Raw genomic sequence first — 17,221 nt, forward strand, 5'->3', positions numbered from 1 at the left:
CTCAGGCGGGACGGCGGGCCTGGGTGCGCGCCTGCGCCTCCAGGGCGTGGATCTGCGAGGTCAGTACGTCGACCTCCGCCTCCAGCTCCGCGACCCGCACGACGGCCTGCCCGGCCCGCTCGTCGGCGTCGGCGAGCCGCTGGGTCAGCCGGTCCGCGGCGCGCCGGGCCTCGTCGGTGAGGTCGCGCTGGTCGGAGAGCTCGCGACGGGCGTCGGCGAGCTCGGAGGCGGCGTCGCCGAGGCGCTTCTCGAGGCGGGCGATGGTGGCGTCGCGCTTGGCGATCTTGCCCGTCATGTCGGCCGCGAACTCGACGTTCTCGGCAGTGCGGGTCTCGGTGAGCTGGGCGTAGGCCTGGGCCTGGCCGGCGCGGTCGCGCGCGGCCTCCTGGCGGAAGTCGAGGAGCTCGGAGTGGGAGATCTTGAGGGCGGCGGCGCCGAGCACGACGGCTCCGGCGGCGGCGATCGTGACGAGTACCCAGGAGCCGGTCACGGCGGTGCCCGTGACGGCGAGGGCCGCGAGCACGATCAGGAGCGCGGCGACCACGATCCGGGTCGACCGCTGGCGGCGGCGGTTTCCGGTGGCGCTAGACCTGACAGGGGAAGTCATGACAGCACGTTAGGCCGCCGACCGGCCCGGACGCGGGAGACACGCTCGTCACATCCGTCCCAACTGCCCCAAGGCCAGCGAGCTGCGGGGCCTCCTTCGCCCCAGCAACCTTCGCACTTCGTCGGGCAGTCAGGCCGCGTCGTCCCGGTCCCCGCGCACCCGGCAGGCGCGCTCCAGCAGGATCCCGGCGACCATCGCGGCGAGCGCGCAGGCCGCGGCCACCAGCGAGCGGACCAGGCGCTCGTCGGCCAGCTCGGCGGGGTCGCCGATCCAGGTCAGGGCGTAGCCGAGGTACCCGCCGGCGACCAGGGCGCCGACCAGGGCGCTGGCCCGGCCCAGCACGAAGCGGTTGACCGCCTGGTGCGGCGCGAGCCGCTCCCGGCGCACGTGCACGGCACGGTGGGTCACCCAGGCGCCGTACCCGAGGATGCCGGCCAGGAGCAGCAGCGCCAGCGGCTGCGGCGTCGAGACCAGCGGCGGGACGATGCCCAGCCGGTTGCACAGCGGGTGGATCGCCGCGCCGACGGCGAGGCCGACCAGCGCCCACCCCAGGAGGGTGCGCGCGGCGGTCGGCCGCATCTCGCCCGACGGCGACGGGGGGCGGTCGGGCCCCGCGTCGCCGCTCACGCGGAACCGCTCACTCGAACTCGAGCACCAGGTCGTCGCGCAGCTTGAGGCCGTCGGTACCGACCGCGGCGACCAGGGTGGCCAGGGGGCCGCGGTCGAGCAGGTCGGCGTCGGGCTCGAGGTCGAGCCACGGCTGGAGCACGAAGGCGCGCTCGTGGGCCCGCGGGTGCGGCAGCTGGAGCTCGTCGGTGTCGCTGCGCCGGTCGCCGACGACGATCAGGTCGACGTCGAGCGTGCGGGGCGCGTTCTTGACCGCGCCGCGGGTGCGGTCGAAGGCGTCCTCGATGGCCAGCGCGCGGTCGATCAGGCGGTGCACCGACAGCGTGGTGTCGGCGAGCACGACGGCGTTGAGGAAGCTCTTGGCGTCGTCCGGGCAGTCGACCGGGTCGCTCTCGTAGACCGGGGAGACGCCGGTGACCCACACGTCGGGGGTGTCGGCCAGCGCGTCGACGGCACCCTGAAGGTTCGCGAACCGTTCACCGAGGTTGGAGCCGAGTGCCACCACCATCCGCCGGATCGGGCGCATCTCGCCGGTCAGGGTGTCCGCGTCGATGATGTTCGGATTGGGGGTCTCGGTCATGCTGGGCCCTCTGCCTTTCCGGTTCTGTCTCCCCCACCGGCCGCCTCACGGCGGCGGGTGATGGTGAGCTGTACGTCGGCGAACGTCGCCTGGATCGGCGCATCCGGCTTGTGGACGGTCACACGCACCCATTCAACACGACTGTCCAACAGGCAGGTGTCCGCGATCCGCTGCGCCAGGGTCTCGATCAGGTCGACCGGGTCCCTCGTCACGGCAGCCGCGACCTGGTCCACGAGGCTTCCGTAGTCGACGGTGTCATGCAAGTCGTCCGACGCCGCCGCCGGGGCGGTGTCGACGCCCAGCGTCAGGTCGATCTTGAAGATCTGCCCGTCGCGGCGCTCGTGGTCGAACACCCCGTGGTGGGCGAAGCACTCGATGCCGAGGATGCTCAGCTCGTCGCTCATCCCTCTCCCTCCGTCGCGGCCCGATCCGCGTCGGGCCCCCACTCTGCCGCAACCGCGAGAGCATCGCGGTGGGCACGCACATCATGGACGCGCAGGCACCACACCGGGGTTCCCCCCAGGCCCGCGGCGAGCAGCGTCGTCATCGCGACACCGGCCGCCTCCCGCTCCCCCACGGGGCGTGCCCGGCCGTCGGGGCCGGCGAGCAGCCGGCCGAGGAACGTCTTGCGGCTCGCGCCCACCAGCAGCGGGAAGCCGAGCTCGGCGAGGACGTCGAGGCGGCGCACGAGCTCCCAGTTGTGGTGCGGCTGCTTGGCGAAGCCGAGCCCGGGGTCGAGCACGATCTGCTCGTCGCGCACGCCCGCGGCGCGGATCGCCGCGACCCGCTCGGCCAGCTCGGCGCGCACGCCGGGCACGACGCCGCCGTGCTCGTCGTACCCGGTGAACTCCTGCATCCGGTCGCTGTGGGCGCGCCAGTGCATGGCCACGTACGTCGCACCGGTGCGCGCGACCACGTCGAGGATCGCGGGGTCGGCCAGGCCGCCGGAGACGTCGTTGACGATCCGGGCGCCCGCGGCGACCGCCCGCGCGGCCACCTCGGCGCGCATCGTGTCGACCGAGACGGTCGCGCCCTCGGCGGCCAGCGCCTCGATCACCGGTACGACGCGGTCGAGCTCCTCGGCCAGCAGCGGCCGGGTGGCGCCGGGCCGGGTGGACTCGCCGCCCACGTCGAGGATGTCGGCGCCCTGGGCGAGCAGGTCGCGGCCGTGGGCGATCGCGCGCTCGGGGTCGTCGTACCGTCCGCCGTCGGAGAACGAGTCGGGCGTGACGTTGACGATCCCCATCAGGAGGGGGATCGGCGGAGCGGTCATGCGCCGAACGCTATCGGCCGCCCGTACTCTCGTCGTAGCCCAACCCCAGGAGGAGCCATGTCGGTGCTCAAGGCAGCCGCGACCCGGACCATCAAGCCGCTGGTGAGCGACCCGGTGTGGCAGCGCCTGCGCCGGATCGGCGGCGGCCCGGTCGAGTCCGCCGCGCCCGCCACCGACGGCCCGCGGTTCGCGGAGATGGACCTGACCCAGATCGCGCTGCACTTCAAGACCGACAAGGCCGGCACCCACCACTACACCCAGCACTACGAGCGGCACCTGCAGCACCTGCGCGGCGAGAAGTTCACGCTGCTCGAGATCGGGATCGGCGGCTACGCCCGCGAGCGCCAGGGCGGGCGCTCGCTGCGGATGTGGAAGCACTTCTTCCCCCGGGCCCAGATCGTCGGCCTCGACATCGAGGACAAGTCGTTCGTCGACCGGCCCCGGATCGTCAGCTACCAGGGCTCCCAGGTCGACGAGGAGGTGCTGCGCCGGATCATCGCCGAGCAGGGCACCCCGCGGGTGATCATCGACGACGGCAGCCACCGGCCCGAGCACATCCGCGAGACCTTCCGGATCCTCTTCCCGCTGCTCGCCGACGACGGGATCTACGCGATCGAGGACACCCAGACGTCGTACTGGACGCGCTTCGGCGGCAACCCCGACCGGCACGCCACGGACACCACGATGGCGCTGGTCAAGGACCTCGTCGACGGGCTCAACCACGCCGAGTACCCCGACGCCGACTACGTGCCGACCTACGACGACCGGCACGTGATCGCGGTGCACGCCTACCACAACCTCGTGATCATCGAGAAGGGCCGCAACGACGAGCCCAGCAACGTCATCCCCGCCAAGCGTTTCTGAGCCGCCCGCCCGCTACGGTGACCGGGTGAGTGCAACGGTCAAGGACACTGCCCAGGTCGCCGACTCGGCCCAGCTCGGCGACGGAACCACCGTCTGGGAGCTCGCCCAGGTCCGTGAGGACGCCGTCCTCGGCGAGAGCTGCGTGATCGGCCGGGGTGCCTACGTCGGCACCGGCGTGCGCATCGGCGACCGCTGCAAGCTCCAGAACTACGCGCTCGTCTACGAGCCGGCCACGCTCGGCGACGGGGTCTTCATCGGCCCGGCGGCGGTGCTCACCAACGACCAGTACCCGCGCTCGGTCTCCCCCGACGGCGACCTCAAGCGGGCCTCCGACTGGCAGGCGGTCGGCGTCGAGATCGGCGACGGCGCCTCGATCGGCGCCCGCGCCGTGTGCGTGGCGCCCCTCAAGGTCGGACCGTGGGCGCTCGTCGCCGCCGGCGCGGTCGTGACGCGCGACGTGCCGGCGTACGCGCTGGTGGCGGGGGTGCCCGCCAAGCGGATCGGCTGGGTCGGGCGCGCCGGCGTACGGCTCGCCGAGACCGAGCCGGGCGTGTGGACCTGCCCCGAGACCGGCGACGTCTACGACGCCGACGGGGACGTGCTCAGCCGCCGATGACGATGCGGCGGACGCCCTCGCGGTCCCACGCGGCGGCGTCCGTCACCCGGCGGCCGTCGACGAGCAGGGTCACGCCCGGCAGGTCGTCGGGCGTGAGCGAGCGGTACTCCGGGTGGTCGGCCTGGACGACGACCGCGGTGACGTCCTCGCCCCGGTGGGGCGGGAGGCCGAGCTTGTCGAGCTCCTCGGGCGTGTACATCGGGTCGGCGACGTAGGGCACGGCGCCGCGGGCCCGCAGCTCGTCGACCAGCGGGAAGACGCCGGAGAAGGCGGTCTCCTTGACCGCCCCGCGGTAGGCGGCGCCGAGGACGAGGACCGACAGCCCGGTCAGGTCGCCGTGGGCGGCCGCGAGGAGGTCGACCGCGTAGAGCGGCATGCCGGCGTTGGCCTCGCGGGCCGCGCTGACGACCGTCGCGGCCGGGTCGTTCCAGAGGTAGAGCCGCGGGTAGATCGGGATGCAGTGCCCGCCGACGGCGATGCCGGGCAGGTGGATGTGGCTGTAGGGCTGGGAGTTCGAGGCCTCGATCACCTTGAGGACGTCGACACCGATCTGGTCGGCGTAGCGCGCGAACTGGTTGGCCAGGCCGATGTTGACGTCGCGGTAGGTGGTCTCGGCGAGCTTGGCGAACTCCGAGGCCTCGGACGGACCGAGGTCCCACACGCCGTTGGGGCGCGGCAGGTCGGGGCGCTCGTCGAACTGGAGCACCGCCTCGTAGAACGTGATCGCGGCGTCGGTCGAGGCCTGGTTGATGCCGCCGACCAGCTTGGGGTACTTGCGCAGGTCGGCGAAGACACGGCCGGTCAGCACCCGCTCGGGGCTGAAGACGAGGTGGAAGTCCTCGCCGGCGGTGAGGCCGGAGAGCTCCTCGAGGCGGGGCGCGAAGCGGTCGCGCGTCGTACCGACGGGGAGGGTGGTCTCGTAGCTGACCAGCGTGCCGGGCTTGAGGCCGCGGCCGACCGCCTCGGTGGCGGCGTCCATCCACTGCCAGCTCGGCGTGCCGTCGGCGGCGACGAAGAGCGGGACGACGATGACGACCGCATCGGCCTCGGCGACCGCCGTGGTGGTGTCGGTGGTGGCGCTGAGCAGGCCGGCGTCGACCGCCGCGCGCATCTTGTCCTGGAGGTCGGCCTCACCCGGGAAGGGCTCGATGCCGCGGTTGACGAGGTCGACGACCGTCGCGTCGACGTCGGCGCCGACCACCTTGTGCCCCGAGCTCGCGAACTGGACCGCCAGCGGCAGCCCGATCTTGCCCAGTGCGACGACGCAGATGTTCACCCTCAGCTCCTGACTTCGACGACGACCCGGTCCTGGAGCCCGGGCCTCACCTCGACCGTGGTCGTCCGCAGCCGGCGACGCACTTGTGCGGACGACGTGAGCGCCGACCGCACCGGGACATCGTAGACGTCGCTGCCCGCCCGCAGCTGCCAGCGGGCCGCCCAGCGGCCGCGGTGCCCGGCGATCTCGGTCACGTCGAGCGCGGCGTGGAGCAGTCCGTCGGGGCCCGCCTCGACCGGCACCCGTACGACGGCCGCGGGCTCACCCGCGAGCCGGCGGGCCGGACCGGGCGGGCCCTCGGCGGCCACGAGCGCCACGGAGAGCGCCCCGAGGCTGTCGGGGGCGATGCCCTCGCTGCTCGCGGTGAGGGTGAGCCGGCCGTCGGCGATCCGCGCGGTCTGCTCGCCGAGGCCGCGCTGGATCACGTTGGGCACGTTGTCGCCGGTGGGGCGGAAGATGTCGTCGGGCACGCCGTCGCGGAAGCCGGGGAGCACGAGGAACAGCTCGCCGTCCTCGACGTGGGCGCGGACCTTGGGGGCGCTGTCACCGAGGGCGAGCACGGCGGGGATGTCGCCGCGTCGTACGTGCCACCAGCGCAGGCGGGTGCCGACCTTGAGCAGGCGCTCGACACCGGGCGTGAGGTAGTCCTCCGCCACGGCGGCGACCGCGGCGAGCAGCTCGGGCCGCTCCTCGGGCGCCACGTCGGTGATATTGCGCATGACGATCTTGTTGAGCTCCCAGCCGAAGTGCCGGCGGATGATCGCGTCCCGGTCGTCGCCCGGGGGCACGATCGCGCAGATGTGCTCGATGACCGACACGATCGCGTCCAGCCGGTCGCGCCAGGTGGTCGTGTAGGAGATGTTGTCGGCGTCGTCGCGGCGGACCGCGAAGTAGATGGGGGGCCGGCCCAGCACCGACACCTTGCCCGCGGCGAGCATCGCCGAGATCGCGAAGGGCTGGTCGCTGCCGACGCGCATGTCGAGCGCGTAGCGGATGTCGTTGTCGACCAGCAGGGAGCGGCGGAACAGCTTGGTGTTGGACAGCGAGAACGGCAGGTTGGACCGCGGGAACGCCATGTCGGGCTCGTCGCGGTGGAAGAGCCGCTGGTCGACGATCCGGCCGTTGACGCCGGTCATCGCGGGGACGACGACGTCCGAGCCCCACGCGTCGGCGGCGGTGACCATCCGCTCCAGGCCGTCGGCGGCGAGGTAGTCGTCGGAGCCGAGGAAGAAGACGAACCGGCCGCGCGCCTGCTCCAGGCCCACGTTGCAGGGCCGTGCCGGGCCGCCCGAGTTGGCCTGGTGCACGACCCGGACCACGCCGGGGTGCGCGGCGGCGTAGTCGTCGAGGAGGGCGCCGCTGCCGTCGGTCGAGCCGTCGTCCACCGCGACCACCTCGAGCCGGTCGGTCCCGATGCTCTGGGCGAGCAGCGAGTCCAGGCAGGCCGGAAGGTAGGCGACGGTGTTGTAGACCGGGATGACGACCGAGACGTCGGGAGCGGCGGGCATCCTCAGGGCCAGACGGTGTTGCCTGACGACGCCGACTCGAGGACCGCCGCGGCGACCTCGACGGTGCGCAGCCCCTGGCGCAGCGTCACGATGTCGCTGTCCTTGCCGAGGACGGCGTCGCGGAACAGCTCGTGCTCGACCAGCAGCGGCTCGCGCTTGGGGATCGCGAACCGGGTCACGTCGCCCTCGGCGACGCCGCGGAAGGCGCTGACGGCCTCCCACTCGGTGCGGACCGCGCCGTTGGCGTAGAAGTGCAGGTCGGCGGTGAGCGTGTCGGCGACGAAGGCGCCGCGCTCGCCGGTGACGACCGTCGAGCGCTCCTTGAGCGGGCTCAGCCAGTTGACGAGGTGGTTGACCACGATGCCGTTGCCGAGCTCGCCGACGACCGCGATGAGGTCCTCGTGCTCGCGACCGCTGCGCCGGGCCGCCTGGGCGGAGACCTTGACGTAGGGCTGGCCGGTGACCCAGGCGGTGAGGTCGATGTCGTGGGTGGCGAGGTCCTTGACCACGCCGACGTCGGCGATCCGCCCCGGGAACGGGCCCTGGCGCCGGGTGACGACCTGGTAGATCTCGCCCAGCTCGCCGTTGGCGAGGCGGGTGCGCAGGCTCTGGAGCGCGGGGTTGTAGCGCTCGATGTGGCCCACGCCGCCGACCAGGCCGCGCGACTCGAACGCGTCGACGAGGCGCTGGGCGCCGTCGACGGTCGGGGCGAGCGGCTTCTCGATGAGGGCGTGGACGCCCGCCTCGGCCAGCTTGAGCCCGATCTCCTCGTGGAAGCCGGTCGGCGCCGCCACGACGACGTACTCGGGCTTCAGGGCGATGAGCGCGTCGACGTCGGGGACGATCGGGACGCCGTACGAGACCCGGGTGTCGGTGACCTGGGCGTCGGCGACGCCGATCAGCTCGACACCGTCGAGCCCGGAGAGGATCCGGGCGTGGTTGCGGCCCATCGCCCCCAGGCCGACCAGGCCGGCGCGCAGCGTCATGCGTTCACCGCCGCGACGATCCGGTCGAGCTCGTCGGAGGTCAGCGTCGGGAAGACCGGCAGCGAGAGCGCCTCGAGGGCCGCCTTCTCGGTCTCGGGCAGCTCCCAGCGCGGGTCGGGGACGCCGGCCTCGGTCAGGAACGGCTTGAGCCGGTGGACCGGGGTCGGGTAGTACGTCGCGCTGCCGATGGCGTGCTCGGCGAGCCGGGCCTGGAGCGCGTCGCGCTCGGCCGAGCGCACGGTGTACTGGTGGTAGGAGTGCTCGTAGCCGTCGGGCACGAACGGCGTCGTCGCCGCGGTGATGCCGGCGGTGAGCACCTTGGCGTTCTCGCGACGCCGGTCGGTCCACTCGGCCAGGCGGCGCAGCTGGTTGCGGCCCACGGCGGCGGCGACGTCGGTCATCCGGGTGTTGGTCCCGACGACCTCGTTGGCGTAGCGCTGCTCCATGCCCTGGTTGCGCAGCAGCCGCAGCGTGCGCGCGAGCTCGGCGTCGGCCGTGGTGATCATGCCGCCCTCGAGGGAGTGCATGTTCTTGGTCGGGTAGAAGCTGAAGCAGCCCGCCACCCCGAGCGAGCCCACGTGGCGCCCGTCGATCGAGGCGAGGTGCGCCTGGGCGGCGTCCTCGACGACCGCGAGGCCGTGCTTCTCGGCGATCGCGTTGAGCGCCGTCATGTCGGCCGGCAGACCGTAGAGGTGCACCGGCATGATCGCCACCGTGCGCGGCCCGACCAGCGCCTCGACGTGCGCCGGGTCGATGTTGAAGGTGTCGGCCTGGATGTCGGCGAACACGGGCGTCGCGCCCACGAGGCGGATCGCGTTGGCGGTCGCCGCGAAGGTGAACGACGGGCAGATGACCTCGTCGCCGGGCCCGTAGCCCAGCGCCATCAGGGTGAGGTGCAGCGCCGACGTACCGCTGTTGACGGCCACGCACTCGCGCCCGTCGACGACGGCGGAGAACTCCTCCTCGAACGCCTTCACCTGCGGGCCCTGGACGACCATGCCCGAACGCATCACGTCGACGACGGCCTGGATGTCGGACTCGTCGATCACCGGGCGCGCGGCGGGGATGTTCTGGACCGCGGAGTCGGTCATGCGGGATACCTCCTGTGGGTGGTGCCCCGCTCCCGGAGCGTTTCGTCGCGAGAGTATTCCACGAGGGAAGCGGGTCGGCCGAGACGGCGCGACGCACACCCCTGGCGCGGACCACGTACGGTCCACCGGGACAGGTAGGGTGCCGTGGTCGACAAGATCTCTAGGGGGGCAATGACAATGGCGAGCGACAGCTCCCGGGGGCGCGTCGTCGTACTGGTCCACACGCGGCTCGGCGCGGACTCCCGGGTCATCAAGCAGGTCCGGTCCATGCAGGACCGGGGCTGGGACGTCGTGGCGGTCGCGGTCGGGAACGCCTCGAAGGACGTCGACCTCCACGGTGCCTCGATCGTCGCCGTCGACCCCGGCAAGACCCTGCGTCAGCCCCGCAGCGCGTTCCGGAGCCCCCTGGTGCGCTCCCCCTTGGCCTACAGCTCCCGCGGCAAGCCCCGCTACCTCGCCGCTTGGCACCGCGCCCGCCTCGGCGACCTCCGCTACCGCGTCGACGCGGTGCGGGCGGCACAGCCGCCGGCGACCGGCCTCCGGGTCGCGGCGCTCCGCGGACGCGCCCTCGCCGCCAAGGCCCGCGTGGCCATCGCCGACCGCAGGCTCCAAGCCACCGACGACCTCATCAGCCAGCGCCGCAAGGCCGAGGGCCGGGTCGACGCGCTCGCCTCGACCGCCTGGCAGCGCGTGCTCGGCGACGGCGCCTGGCGCCGGCTCTGGCCCGAGGCCTACGAGCAGGAGCTCGTCTACGGCCCGGTGATCGACTCGCTGGCTCCCGACATCATCCACGCCAACGACTTCATGATGCTCGCCGTGGCGGCGCGCGCCAAGCTGCGCGCCCGAGCACAGGGCCGTGACGTCAAGGTGCTCTGGGACGTCCGCGAGTACCTCCGCGGCATGAGCCCCTGGTCACCGCACCCGCGGTGGAAGCCCGCCCACGTCTCGATGGAGAGCGAGTTCGCTCCCTACGCCGACGCGGTCGTGACGGTCTCGGAGCCGCTGGCGGACCTCATCATCGCCGACCACCACCTGACCGAGCGTCCCGCCATCGTGCTCAACGCCCCGGTGATCACCGATCCCCCGATCACCTGCGACACCGACGTCCGCCGCGAGTGCGGCCTCGCCGCCGACGTGCCCCTCGTCGTCTACTCCGGTGGCGCGGCCCCCCAGCGCGGCTTGGAGGTCATGGTCGAGGCCCTGCCCGACCTGCCGGGCACCCACACGGCGTTCGTCGTGCTCCAGCCGGGCGTGACCGACCTGCCGCCGTACGTCCAGGGACTCGCCGACCGCGCAGCGGAACTCGGCGTGGCCGACCGCGTGCACTTCCTCTCCTACGTGCCCTCGGAGCAGGTCGTCGCCTTCCTCTCCACCGCGGACATCGGGGTCTTTCCAGGCCTGCCGTTCCTCAACCACCAGATCTCGCTCATCACGAAGTTCCTCGAGTACTCGCACGCCCGTCTTCCGATCGTCGTCAGCAACCTCAAGACGATGGCCGAGACGGTGCGTGCCACCGGCCAGGGCGAGGTCTTCGAGTGCGAGGACCCGGTCACCTACGCGAGCGCGATCCGCAAGGTGCTCGCCGACCGCGCCTCGTACCTCCCCGCCTACGACGACGCCGAGCGGATGGAGGCCTGGGCGTGGGAGGCCCAGGCCGTCGCGCTCGACCGCGTGTACGCCAGCATGATGGAAGGCCGCCATGTCTGAGGTCGAGGACGACCGCCCCCATGTCGTGATGCTCGTCGACAACGTGATCGTCGGCGACTCGCGCGTCCAGAAGCAGGCGCGGGCCATGGCGGAGCGCGGCTGGCGGGTCACCCTGGTCGGGCGCCGCCTCGCCGAGAAGCACCCGAAGCGGGGCATGTTCGGCGACGTACCGGCGCGGTTCGCGTACGTCGCGACCGAGGCAGGCGCTGCTCCCCGGCTCGAGCGCAGCACGCTGCTCCGCAATCCGCTCGCCTACCGCAGCGTTCGCCTCCAGCGGCACAGCGACGCCCTCGCCGACGCCGCGGTCGAGTCCGCCCGCTTCCGCATCGACGAGGCCAAGGGCAAGGGTCGCGATCGCGGTCTGGCGCGCTTGACCGGTCGGGCCCGGATGGCCAAGGCGCTCGCCCGGCGTCGCCTCGTCGACCGCCGGGTCACGGCGTCGGAGAGCCTCCGCGAGCGACGGCGCCTGGCGACCGGCAAGATCGACGAGCTCGCCATCTCCTGGTGGACGACGACCCGGCGCGACGACGCGTGGGAGCAGCTCGACCCGGCGATCTGGGACTGGGAGCGGGGCTACGGACCGGTCGTCGACCGGCTGCGTCCCGACCTGATCCACGCCAACGACCACCGGATGCTGCACGTCGGCGCTCGCGCGGTCAACCGCGCCGCGGCCCAGGGCCGCGAGGTCAAGCTGGTCTGGGATGCCCACGAGTGGCTGCCCGGGCTCGAGGTCGCCCGGGTCTCTCGGACCTGGCTTCCCGCGCAGGTGCGTCTCGAGCGCTCCTTCGCTCCCTACGCCGACGCCGTCGTGACCGTCAGCGAGGTGCTGGCCGACATGCTCCAGGAGGAGCACGGGCTGCGCGAGCGGCCGGCCGTGGTCTGCAACGCACCCCTGGTCGGCGACACCACCCAGCCGGACCAGACCGTGCGTGAGGTGATCGGCCTCGCCGACGACGTCCCGCTCCTCGTCTACTCGGGCGCGATCTCGCCGGAGCGCTCCGTCGACACCGTCGTCCGGGCCCTGCCCGAGCTGCCGGGGATCCACTTCGTGCTCGTGGTCAAGGTGCCCTTCCAGCCCGTGGTGCCCGTGCTGCTCGACCTCGCCGAGGAGCTCGGGGTCGCCGACCGGGTCCACACCGCGCCGTTCGTACCGGTGGACCAGATCGTCCCCTACCTGTCGAGTGCCGACGCCGGCGTGCACACCCTGCTCCACGGCCCCAACAACGAGATCGCGCTGGCGACCAAGTTCTACGAGTACGCGCAGGCGCGGCTGCCGGTCCTGGTCACCGATGTCAAGGTGATGGCCGAGACCACGCGCCGCACCGGCCAGGGAGAGGTCTTCCAGCCCGGAGACGCGGCCGACCTGGTGCGGGCAGCCAAGCTCGTCTTCGGCGACCTGCCGAAGTATCGCAAGGCCTTCGACGACGCCGAGCTGATGCGCTCGTGGACCTGGGAGGCCCAGGCCGAGGTTCTCGACGGGGTCTACCGCAAGGTGCTCGGGCGCTAGCGGGCCTTGCGGAACAGCAGGATCTTCGACGTCGGAGCCTCGTGGGTGCGCATCAACGCAGCGTCGAGGGCGTACATCGTCGGTCCGACCACCTTGCCCACCAGCGGCTGTCGGCGCGAGCGGCCGACCAGGCGCCACCAGCGGCGGTAGAGCCGCATCCGGCGCGGCGAGGTGGCCTCCAGCGGATCAGCGGCCAGCACCGTCGTCGGCTCGACGGTCACGAGCTCGAGGCCGAGCGCCTGCAGCGGCTCCCGGTAGGTGGCGAGCAGCCGGACCCGTGAGTGTCGTGCCGGGTCGAACGGCTTCTGCTTCTTCTTGACCGTGAGCGCGGGCTCGACCAGCAGCAGGTGGCCGCCTGGCCGCACCTGAGCAGCAGCGTTGGCGAGCGCCCGGTCGAAGGCAGCGTCGTCGGTGATGTGGAGCAGCACGCTGATCGCGGTGACGAGGTCGTAGCCGTCGGCGGATGCCGCGCCGCCGGACTGTCCGGACAGCCCGTCGGGGTCGCTCGCGTCGGCCACCCAGAACCGGGCTCGGGGTTGGGCGCTCCGCAGCCGGTCGACGGCCGCCGGCACGAGGTCGCACCCATCGACCTGCCACCCGCGCGCCTGCCAGAAGTCCACCCAGTAGCCGGTTCCGACACCGATCTCGAGCACCCGCTGACCCGGCGTCGCGCGCAGGCCCTGGCGGCGGGCGAAGCCGCTGAGGTTGCGCCGGATCGTGCGGTAGATCCACGAGTTGACGTCGCCCGACAGCGCGGACTGCCCGACCGAGCTGAGGTCCTCCCGCTCGTGCAGTCGTCGCCAGTAGTCCTTGTTGGAGTAGGTCACGGGCTCTCCGAGTCGGTGGTGGCGCAGTCGGGACCGGCTCACGCTAACACCGCCCTCGGTAGACTCCGGGCGCCCCGTCCGTAGACCCCAGGAGGCTTCGTGCCCTCGGACCGCCCGAAGCTCGCGGTGATCGTCGCCAACAACATCCGCGGTGACTCGCGGGTCCAGAAGTCCGCGCTCGCCGCAGCGTACGCCGGCTGGGACGTCACCCTCGTCGGTCGCGCGAGCGGCGACGAGATCGAGCGGTCGACCTACGGTCCCGTCGAGGTCATCCGGGTGCCGGTGCCGCTGACCTTGTCGAGCGAGCAGCAGGCCCGCACCCACCGGCGCGACGAGGCCTTCGCGCTCACCACGGCGCGGCACGAGGCCCGCAGCCGCAAGCGCAGTGCCTCGGGCGCCGTCGGCCACCTCTGGGCCGGGGTGACCGACCAGGGCTTCCGGGTCCGCCGTCGGCTCCACCGGCGCGCAGGCGGAGCACCGACCCCCGGCGCGACCGGCGACTGGCGCAAGGACTGGCCGGGGCTGGTCGATCTCGACCTCGCCTTCGGCCCCGTGCTCGAGGATCTCGCCCCGGACGTGATCCACGCCAACGACATCACGATGCTGCAGGTGGGAGCGAGCGTCGCGGCCCGCCTCCGGGCTCGCGGTAAGCGCGTGGCGTGGCTCTACGACGCCCACGAGTACGTGCCCGGCGTCGACTGGCCGGACGAGCGGCGCATGGCGGCCTATCCCGCACTCGAGCGCGAGCTCATCGGTGCGGCCGATGCCGTCGTGACCGTCTCACCGGAGATCGCCGACCTCCTGGTCAAGGAGTACGACCTGCCAGAGACCCCGGTCGTCGTCCGCAACACTCCGATCCGGGCCGCGGTCGGCACGGGCGAGGTGTCCGTGCGCGCCGCGGCCGGCCTCGGCGCCGACGTCCCGCTCCTGGTCTACTCCGGGTACCTCCACCCGCAGCGTGGCATCGGCACCGCCGTACGCGCCCTGCCGGACCTCCCGGGCGTGCACCTGGCCGTGGTCACCGGCCAGCGCAACCGCGAGCTGCGCGAGCTGCTCAAGCTCGCGGTCGAGCTCGACGTCCGCGACCGCGTCCACGTCGTTCCGTACGTCGCGCAGCAGCACGTCGCCGACTACCTCTCCTCGGCCGACGCCGGCGTCATCTGCTCGCAGCGCACCATCAACTACGAGCTCTCGCTCCCCACCAAGCTCGCGGAGTACCTCCACGCCGGCATCCCCGCGATCGTGTCGGACGTGAAGACCCTCGCCGCCTTCGTGCGCGACCACGAGGTGGGCGAGGTCTTCGTCGCGGACGACCCGTCGGCCTTCCGCGAGGCAGCGGCCCGGACCCTGGCGAACCGCGACCAGCTTCGGGCCGGCATCACCGACGCCGTTCTGGACGACCTGTCGTGGGAGCACCAGTCCGCCGGTCTGGTCGACCTGTACACCCGGATCTCCGGCATCACACCGCCGTCCTACGACCGCACTCCGACCTGGGAGGTCTACGAGGCTCCCCGCCGGGTCCCCGGACCCGCCACGGGTGCGGGGCTTCCTTCCGGACGCTGGCGGCCCATGGGCGACACCCCCGTCCGGCTCGGGCTCGGCCCGGCCAACTTCGCCGGACAGCTCGGCGCCTTCGCCCAGGCGATCACCGACCGTCGCGCGGACGTCTCGTGCGAGGTCGTCATCCACGCCTCCAAGGCGGCGTTCGGCTATCCCGCCGACGTCAAGATCCGCAAGGGCGCGACCGACCGCCTCGATGTCCAGCTGCGGGAGGTCGAGCGCATCCTGCCGCGCTACACCCACCTGATCGCCGACGCCTTCCGGCCCGTGTTCGGACAGCTCAACGGGCTCGACATCGCCGGTGACCTGCCGGCACTGCGCCATGCCGGGATCCAGGTCGCCCTGCTCGCGCACGGCAGCGACGTCCGGCACCCCCTGCGGCACCTGGAGCGCTACCCCGACTCGCTGTACGCCGACGTGCCCGACGACGAGACCCTGGCCGAGCGCATCGCCGAGACCGAGCGCAACCAGCAGATCGCGGCGTCCGCCGGCCTCCCCCTGTTCGTGACCACTCCCGACCTGCTGGCCGACCTGCCGACGGCGACGTGGGCGCCGCTGGTCGTCGACGTGGACGCCTGGCACACCGAGGCGCCGGTCTTCGAGCGGCGGCGGCCCATCGTGCTGCACGCGCCGTCGAAGCGCTGGACCAAGGGCACCGACCGGTTCGCTGCGCAGCTCGAGGAGCTGGACCGGCGGGGCCTCATCGAGTTCCAGCTGGTCGAGGGGGTGCCGTGGCGCACCATGCGCGAGCGGGTCCAGGCCGCCGACGTCGTCATCGACCAGTTCTCCGTGGGCGCCTACGGCGTCTTCGCCGCGGAGGCGATGGCGGCCGGCAAGCCGGTCATCGCCGGTCTCAGCCCGATCGTGTCCGAGGTCGTCGGCGAGACTCCCCCGATCGTCAACGCCCGGGCCGACGCGGTCGCCGAGGCCGTGGAGCGCCTGCTGGACGATCGCGACGAGGCCGCACGGATCGGCGCTGCGTCACGCACGTTCGTCCGGCGCCACCACGACGGAGCCCGGACGGTCGAGGCGTTGTCAGGCTTCCTGGCTCCCTGAGGTCTCGGCGAGCACCCGGACGACCTCGTCGGCGGCATGCCCGTCGCCGTACGGGCGTCCGATGTCGACCGTCGGCGCCGGCCGGGTCGCGACCGCCGTCCAGTCCGGGAGCAGGTGCGGATCGGGGGCCAGCACGTTCCAGCCGCCCTCGAGCGTCTCGACCCACTCGGTCTCGGGCCGGATCGTCGTGCACGGCTTGCCGAGAAGGAACGCCTCCTTCTGGAGGCCGCCCGAGTCGGTGACGACGCCGGCGGAGCCCACGACCGCGGCGACGAGCTCGCCGTAGGGCAGCGGGCGGCCGACGTGCAGCGAGCCGCGCGCCAGGTCGAAGCCGTGCGCGGCGGCGCGGTTGACCAGGCGCGGGTGGGCCAGCAGCGCGACCGGGACCGGAAGGGCGGCGAGCGCGTCGAGGATCGCGGTCAGCCGGGCCGGGTCGTCGGTGTTGTCGGGGCGGTGCAGCGTCGCCACGAGGTACGGCGCCGCCGGGTCCACGCCCTCGGGCAGCCCGGTCACCGCGACGTTGCCGGCGAGCACCTGGTCGCGTACCTGCAGGCAGACGTCGACCATGACGTCGCCGACGAGCCGCGAGCGCTCGGCCAGACCCTCCCGGGCGAGGTGGTCCATCGCCACCTGGGTGGGCGCGAGGAGAAGGTCGGCGGCGTGGTCGGTGAGCACGCGGTTGTGCTCCTCGGGCATCCGCCGGTTGAACGAGCGCAAGCCCGCCTCGAGGTGGGCCACCGGCACGTGCAGCTTCACCGCGGCCAGCGCGGCGGCGATCGTGGAGTTGGTGTCGCCGTAGACGAGCACCCAGTCGGGGCGCTCCTTGTCGAAGATCGGGTCGAGCGCCGAGAGCATGGTCCCGGTCTGCGCGCCGTGGCTGCCCGAGCCCACACCGAGGTGGATGTCGGGGGCCGGGATGCCGAGGCCGCTGAAGAACACGTCCGACATCTCGGCGTCGTAGTGCTGCCCGGTGTGCACCACGAGGTGCTCCTGACCGGCGCGCGTCATCGCGGCCGCGATCGGCGCGAGCTTGACGAGCTGCGGCCGGGCACCGACCACGCTGATGACCTTCATCGCAACTGCTCTCGTTCGGGGGCGTCGGACGCGCGGGAACGATACCAATGCGCCGGCAGTAG

The 17,221-nt window shown here is 72.7% G+C and carries 16 protein-coding genes; 5 read left to right on the forward strand and 11 right to left on the reverse strand.

Annotation, left to right across the window (positions count from 1 at the left end):
• Position 1: 1 nt before the first annotated feature.
• The 5 genes from CCO04_RS08455 to folP all read right to left on the reverse strand — a co-directional run bounded on the left by CCO04_RS08455 (position 2) and on the right by folP (position 3,087).
• The gene (locus CCO04_RS08455) at positions 2–607 is read right to left on the reverse strand and encodes a hypothetical protein (protein ID WP_215813642.1); all 606 of its coding nucleotides are present in this window, start codon (positions 605–607) and stop codon (positions 2–4) included.
• A gap of 129 nt (positions 608–736) precedes the next feature.
• Positions 737–1,234, reverse strand: coding sequence for a DUF3180 domain-containing protein (locus CCO04_RS08460; protein WP_257753615.1), 498 nt, complete (start codon positions 1,232–1,234; stop codon positions 737–739).
• Between the two features lie 10 nt (positions 1,235–1,244).
• Positions 1,245–1,814, reverse strand: coding sequence for a 2-amino-4-hydroxy-6-hydroxymethyldihydropteridine diphosphokinase (folK, locus tag CCO04_RS08465; RefSeq protein WP_215813643.1), 570 nt, complete (start codon positions 1,812–1,814; stop codon positions 1,245–1,247).
• Entirely contained in the window at positions 1,811–2,218 is a 408-nt protein-coding gene (gene folB, locus CCO04_RS08470; protein ID WP_215813644.1) for a dihydroneopterin aldolase, read from the reverse strand. Before folB ends, folK begins: the two co-directional genes overlap by 4 nt.
• Positions 2,215–3,087 (reverse strand): dihydropteroate synthase, encoded by an 873-nt coding sequence (gene folP, locus CCO04_RS08475; RefSeq protein WP_252372848.1) that lies wholly within the window; start codon positions 3,085–3,087, stop codon positions 2,215–2,217. Before folP ends, folB begins: the two co-directional genes overlap by 4 nt.
• A 57-nt stretch (positions 3,088–3,144) precedes the next feature.
• Here folP and CCO04_RS08480 point away from each other — a divergent pair, with 57 nt between their 5' ends.
• Positions 3,145–3,951: a hypothetical protein gene (locus CCO04_RS08480; protein ID WP_215813645.1), complete on the forward strand. Its 807-nt coding sequence runs from the start codon at positions 3,145–3,147 to the stop codon at positions 3,949–3,951.
• Positions 3,952–3,976: 25 nt separating this feature from the next.
• Positions 3,977–4,567, forward strand: a complete 591-nt coding sequence (locus CCO04_RS08485; RefSeq protein ID WP_215813646.1) for an acyltransferase — start codon at positions 3,977–3,979, stop codon at positions 4,565–4,567.
• Here the strand turns inward: CCO04_RS08485 and CCO04_RS08490 are convergent.
• Genes CCO04_RS08490 through CCO04_RS08505 form a run of 4 tightly spaced genes read right to left on the reverse strand, consistent with a single transcriptional unit; the run spans position 4,554 to position 9,428 of the window.
• Positions 4,554–5,843 (reverse strand): nucleotide sugar dehydrogenase, encoded by a 1,290-nt coding sequence (locus CCO04_RS08490; RefSeq protein WP_215813647.1) that lies wholly within the window; start codon positions 5,841–5,843, stop codon positions 4,554–4,556. The genes CCO04_RS08485 and CCO04_RS08490 overlap by 14 nt on opposite strands.
• A 2-nt stretch (positions 5,844–5,845) precedes the next feature.
• A complete protein-coding gene (locus CCO04_RS08495) occupies positions 5,846–7,351 on the reverse strand; it encodes a glycosyltransferase family 2 protein (protein ID WP_215813648.1) in 1,506 nt (501 codons plus the stop codon).
• A gap of 2 nt (positions 7,352–7,353) precedes the next feature.
• Positions 7,354–8,337: a Gfo/Idh/MocA family protein gene (locus tag CCO04_RS08500; protein ID WP_215813649.1), complete on the reverse strand. Its 984-nt coding sequence runs from the start codon at positions 8,335–8,337 to the stop codon at positions 7,354–7,356.
• Positions 8,334–9,428 carry a DegT/DnrJ/EryC1/StrS aminotransferase family protein gene (locus CCO04_RS08505; RefSeq protein WP_215813650.1) on the reverse strand — a complete coding sequence of 365 codons (1,095 nt, stop codon included), beginning with the start codon at positions 9,426–9,428 and terminating at the stop codon, positions 8,334–8,336. Before CCO04_RS08505 ends, CCO04_RS08500 begins: the two co-directional genes overlap by 4 nt.
• Before the next feature lie 177 nt (positions 9,429–9,605).
• Here CCO04_RS08505 and CCO04_RS08510 point away from each other — a divergent pair, with 177 nt between their 5' ends.
• Both CCO04_RS08510 and CCO04_RS08515 read left to right on the forward strand, forming a co-directional pair.
• The gene (locus tag CCO04_RS08510; RefSeq protein WP_215813651.1) at positions 9,606–11,135 is read left to right on the forward strand and encodes a glycosyltransferase family 4 protein; all 1,530 of its coding nucleotides are present in this window, start codon (positions 9,606–9,608) and stop codon (positions 11,133–11,135) included.
• Positions 11,128–12,642 (forward strand): glycosyltransferase family 4 protein, encoded by a 1,515-nt coding sequence (locus CCO04_RS08515; RefSeq protein WP_215813652.1) that lies wholly within the window; start codon positions 11,128–11,130, stop codon positions 12,640–12,642. The genes CCO04_RS08510 and CCO04_RS08515 overlap by 8 nt, the downstream gene beginning before the upstream one ends.
• On the opposite strand, the gene CCO04_RS08520 is transcribed toward CCO04_RS08515, so the two are convergent.
• Complete coding sequence (locus tag CCO04_RS08520; RefSeq protein WP_215813653.1) at positions 12,639–13,469, reverse strand: bifunctional 2-polyprenyl-6-hydroxyphenol methylase/3-demethylubiquinol 3-O-methyltransferase UbiG; 831 nt, start codon at positions 13,467–13,469, stop codon at positions 12,639–12,641. The genes CCO04_RS08515 and CCO04_RS08520 overlap by 4 nt on opposite strands.
• A 99-nt stretch (positions 13,470–13,568) precedes the next feature.
• On the opposite strand from CCO04_RS08520, the gene CCO04_RS29695 reads away from it, so the two are divergent.
• On the forward strand, positions 13,569–16,085 hold the full coding sequence (locus tag CCO04_RS29695; RefSeq protein ID WP_215813654.1) for a glycosyltransferase: 2,517 nt from the start codon (positions 13,569–13,571) through the stop codon (positions 16,083–16,085).
• Here CCO04_RS29695 and wecB read toward each other — a convergent pair.
• Complete coding sequence (gene wecB / locus CCO04_RS08530; protein WP_215813655.1) at positions 16,065–17,159, reverse strand: non-hydrolyzing UDP-N-acetylglucosamine 2-epimerase; 1,095 nt, start codon at positions 17,157–17,159, stop codon at positions 16,065–16,067. The genes CCO04_RS29695 and wecB overlap by 21 nt on opposite strands.
• Positions 17,160–17,221: the final 62 nt, after the last annotated feature.

The sequence above is a fragment of the Pimelobacter sp. 30-1 genome (assembly GCF_018831735.1).
Lineage (GTDB): Bacteria > Actinomycetota > Actinomycetes > Propionibacteriales > Nocardioidaceae > Nocardioides.

Excerpts from the sequence above, each read along its gene's own strand:
- CCO04_RS08455 (WP_215813642.1), bottom strand. The coding sequence starts at position 607 with ATGACTTCCCCTGTCAGGTCTAGCGCCACCGGAAACCGCCGCCGCCAG.
- folK (WP_215813643.1), bottom strand. The coding sequence starts at position 1,814 with ATGACCGAGACCCCCAATCCGAACATCATCGACGCGGACACCCTGACC.
- folB (WP_215813644.1), bottom strand. The coding sequence starts at position 2,218 with ATGAGCGACGAGCTGAGCATCCTCGGCATCGAGTGCTTCGCCCACCAC.
- folP (WP_252372848.1), bottom strand. The coding sequence starts at position 3,087 with ATGACCGCTCCGCCGATCCCCCTCCTGATGGGGATCGTCAACGTCACG.
- CCO04_RS08480 (WP_215813645.1), top strand. The coding sequence starts at position 3,145 with ATGTCGGTGCTCAAGGCAGCCGCGACCCGGACCATCAAGCCGCTGGTG.
- CCO04_RS08495 (WP_215813648.1), bottom strand. The coding sequence starts at position 7,351 with ATGCCCGCCGCTCCCGACGTCTCGGTCGTCATCCCGGTCTACAACACC.
- CCO04_RS08500 (WP_215813649.1), bottom strand. The coding sequence starts at position 8,337 with ATGACGCTGCGCGCCGGCCTGGTCGGCCTGGGGGCGATGGGCCGCAAC.
- CCO04_RS08505 (WP_215813650.1), bottom strand. The coding sequence starts at position 9,428 with ATGACCGACTCCGCGGTCCAGAACATCCCCGCCGCGCGCCCGGTGATC.
- CCO04_RS08510 (WP_215813651.1), top strand. The coding sequence starts at position 9,606 with ATGGCGAGCGACAGCTCCCGGGGGCGCGTCGTCGTACTGGTCCACACG.
- CCO04_RS08515 (WP_215813652.1), top strand. The coding sequence starts at position 11,128 with ATGTCTGAGGTCGAGGACGACCGCCCCCATGTCGTGATGCTCGTCGAC.
- wecB (WP_215813655.1), bottom strand. The coding sequence starts at position 17,159 with ATGAAGGTCATCAGCGTGGTCGGTGCCCGGCCGCAGCTCGTCAAGCTC.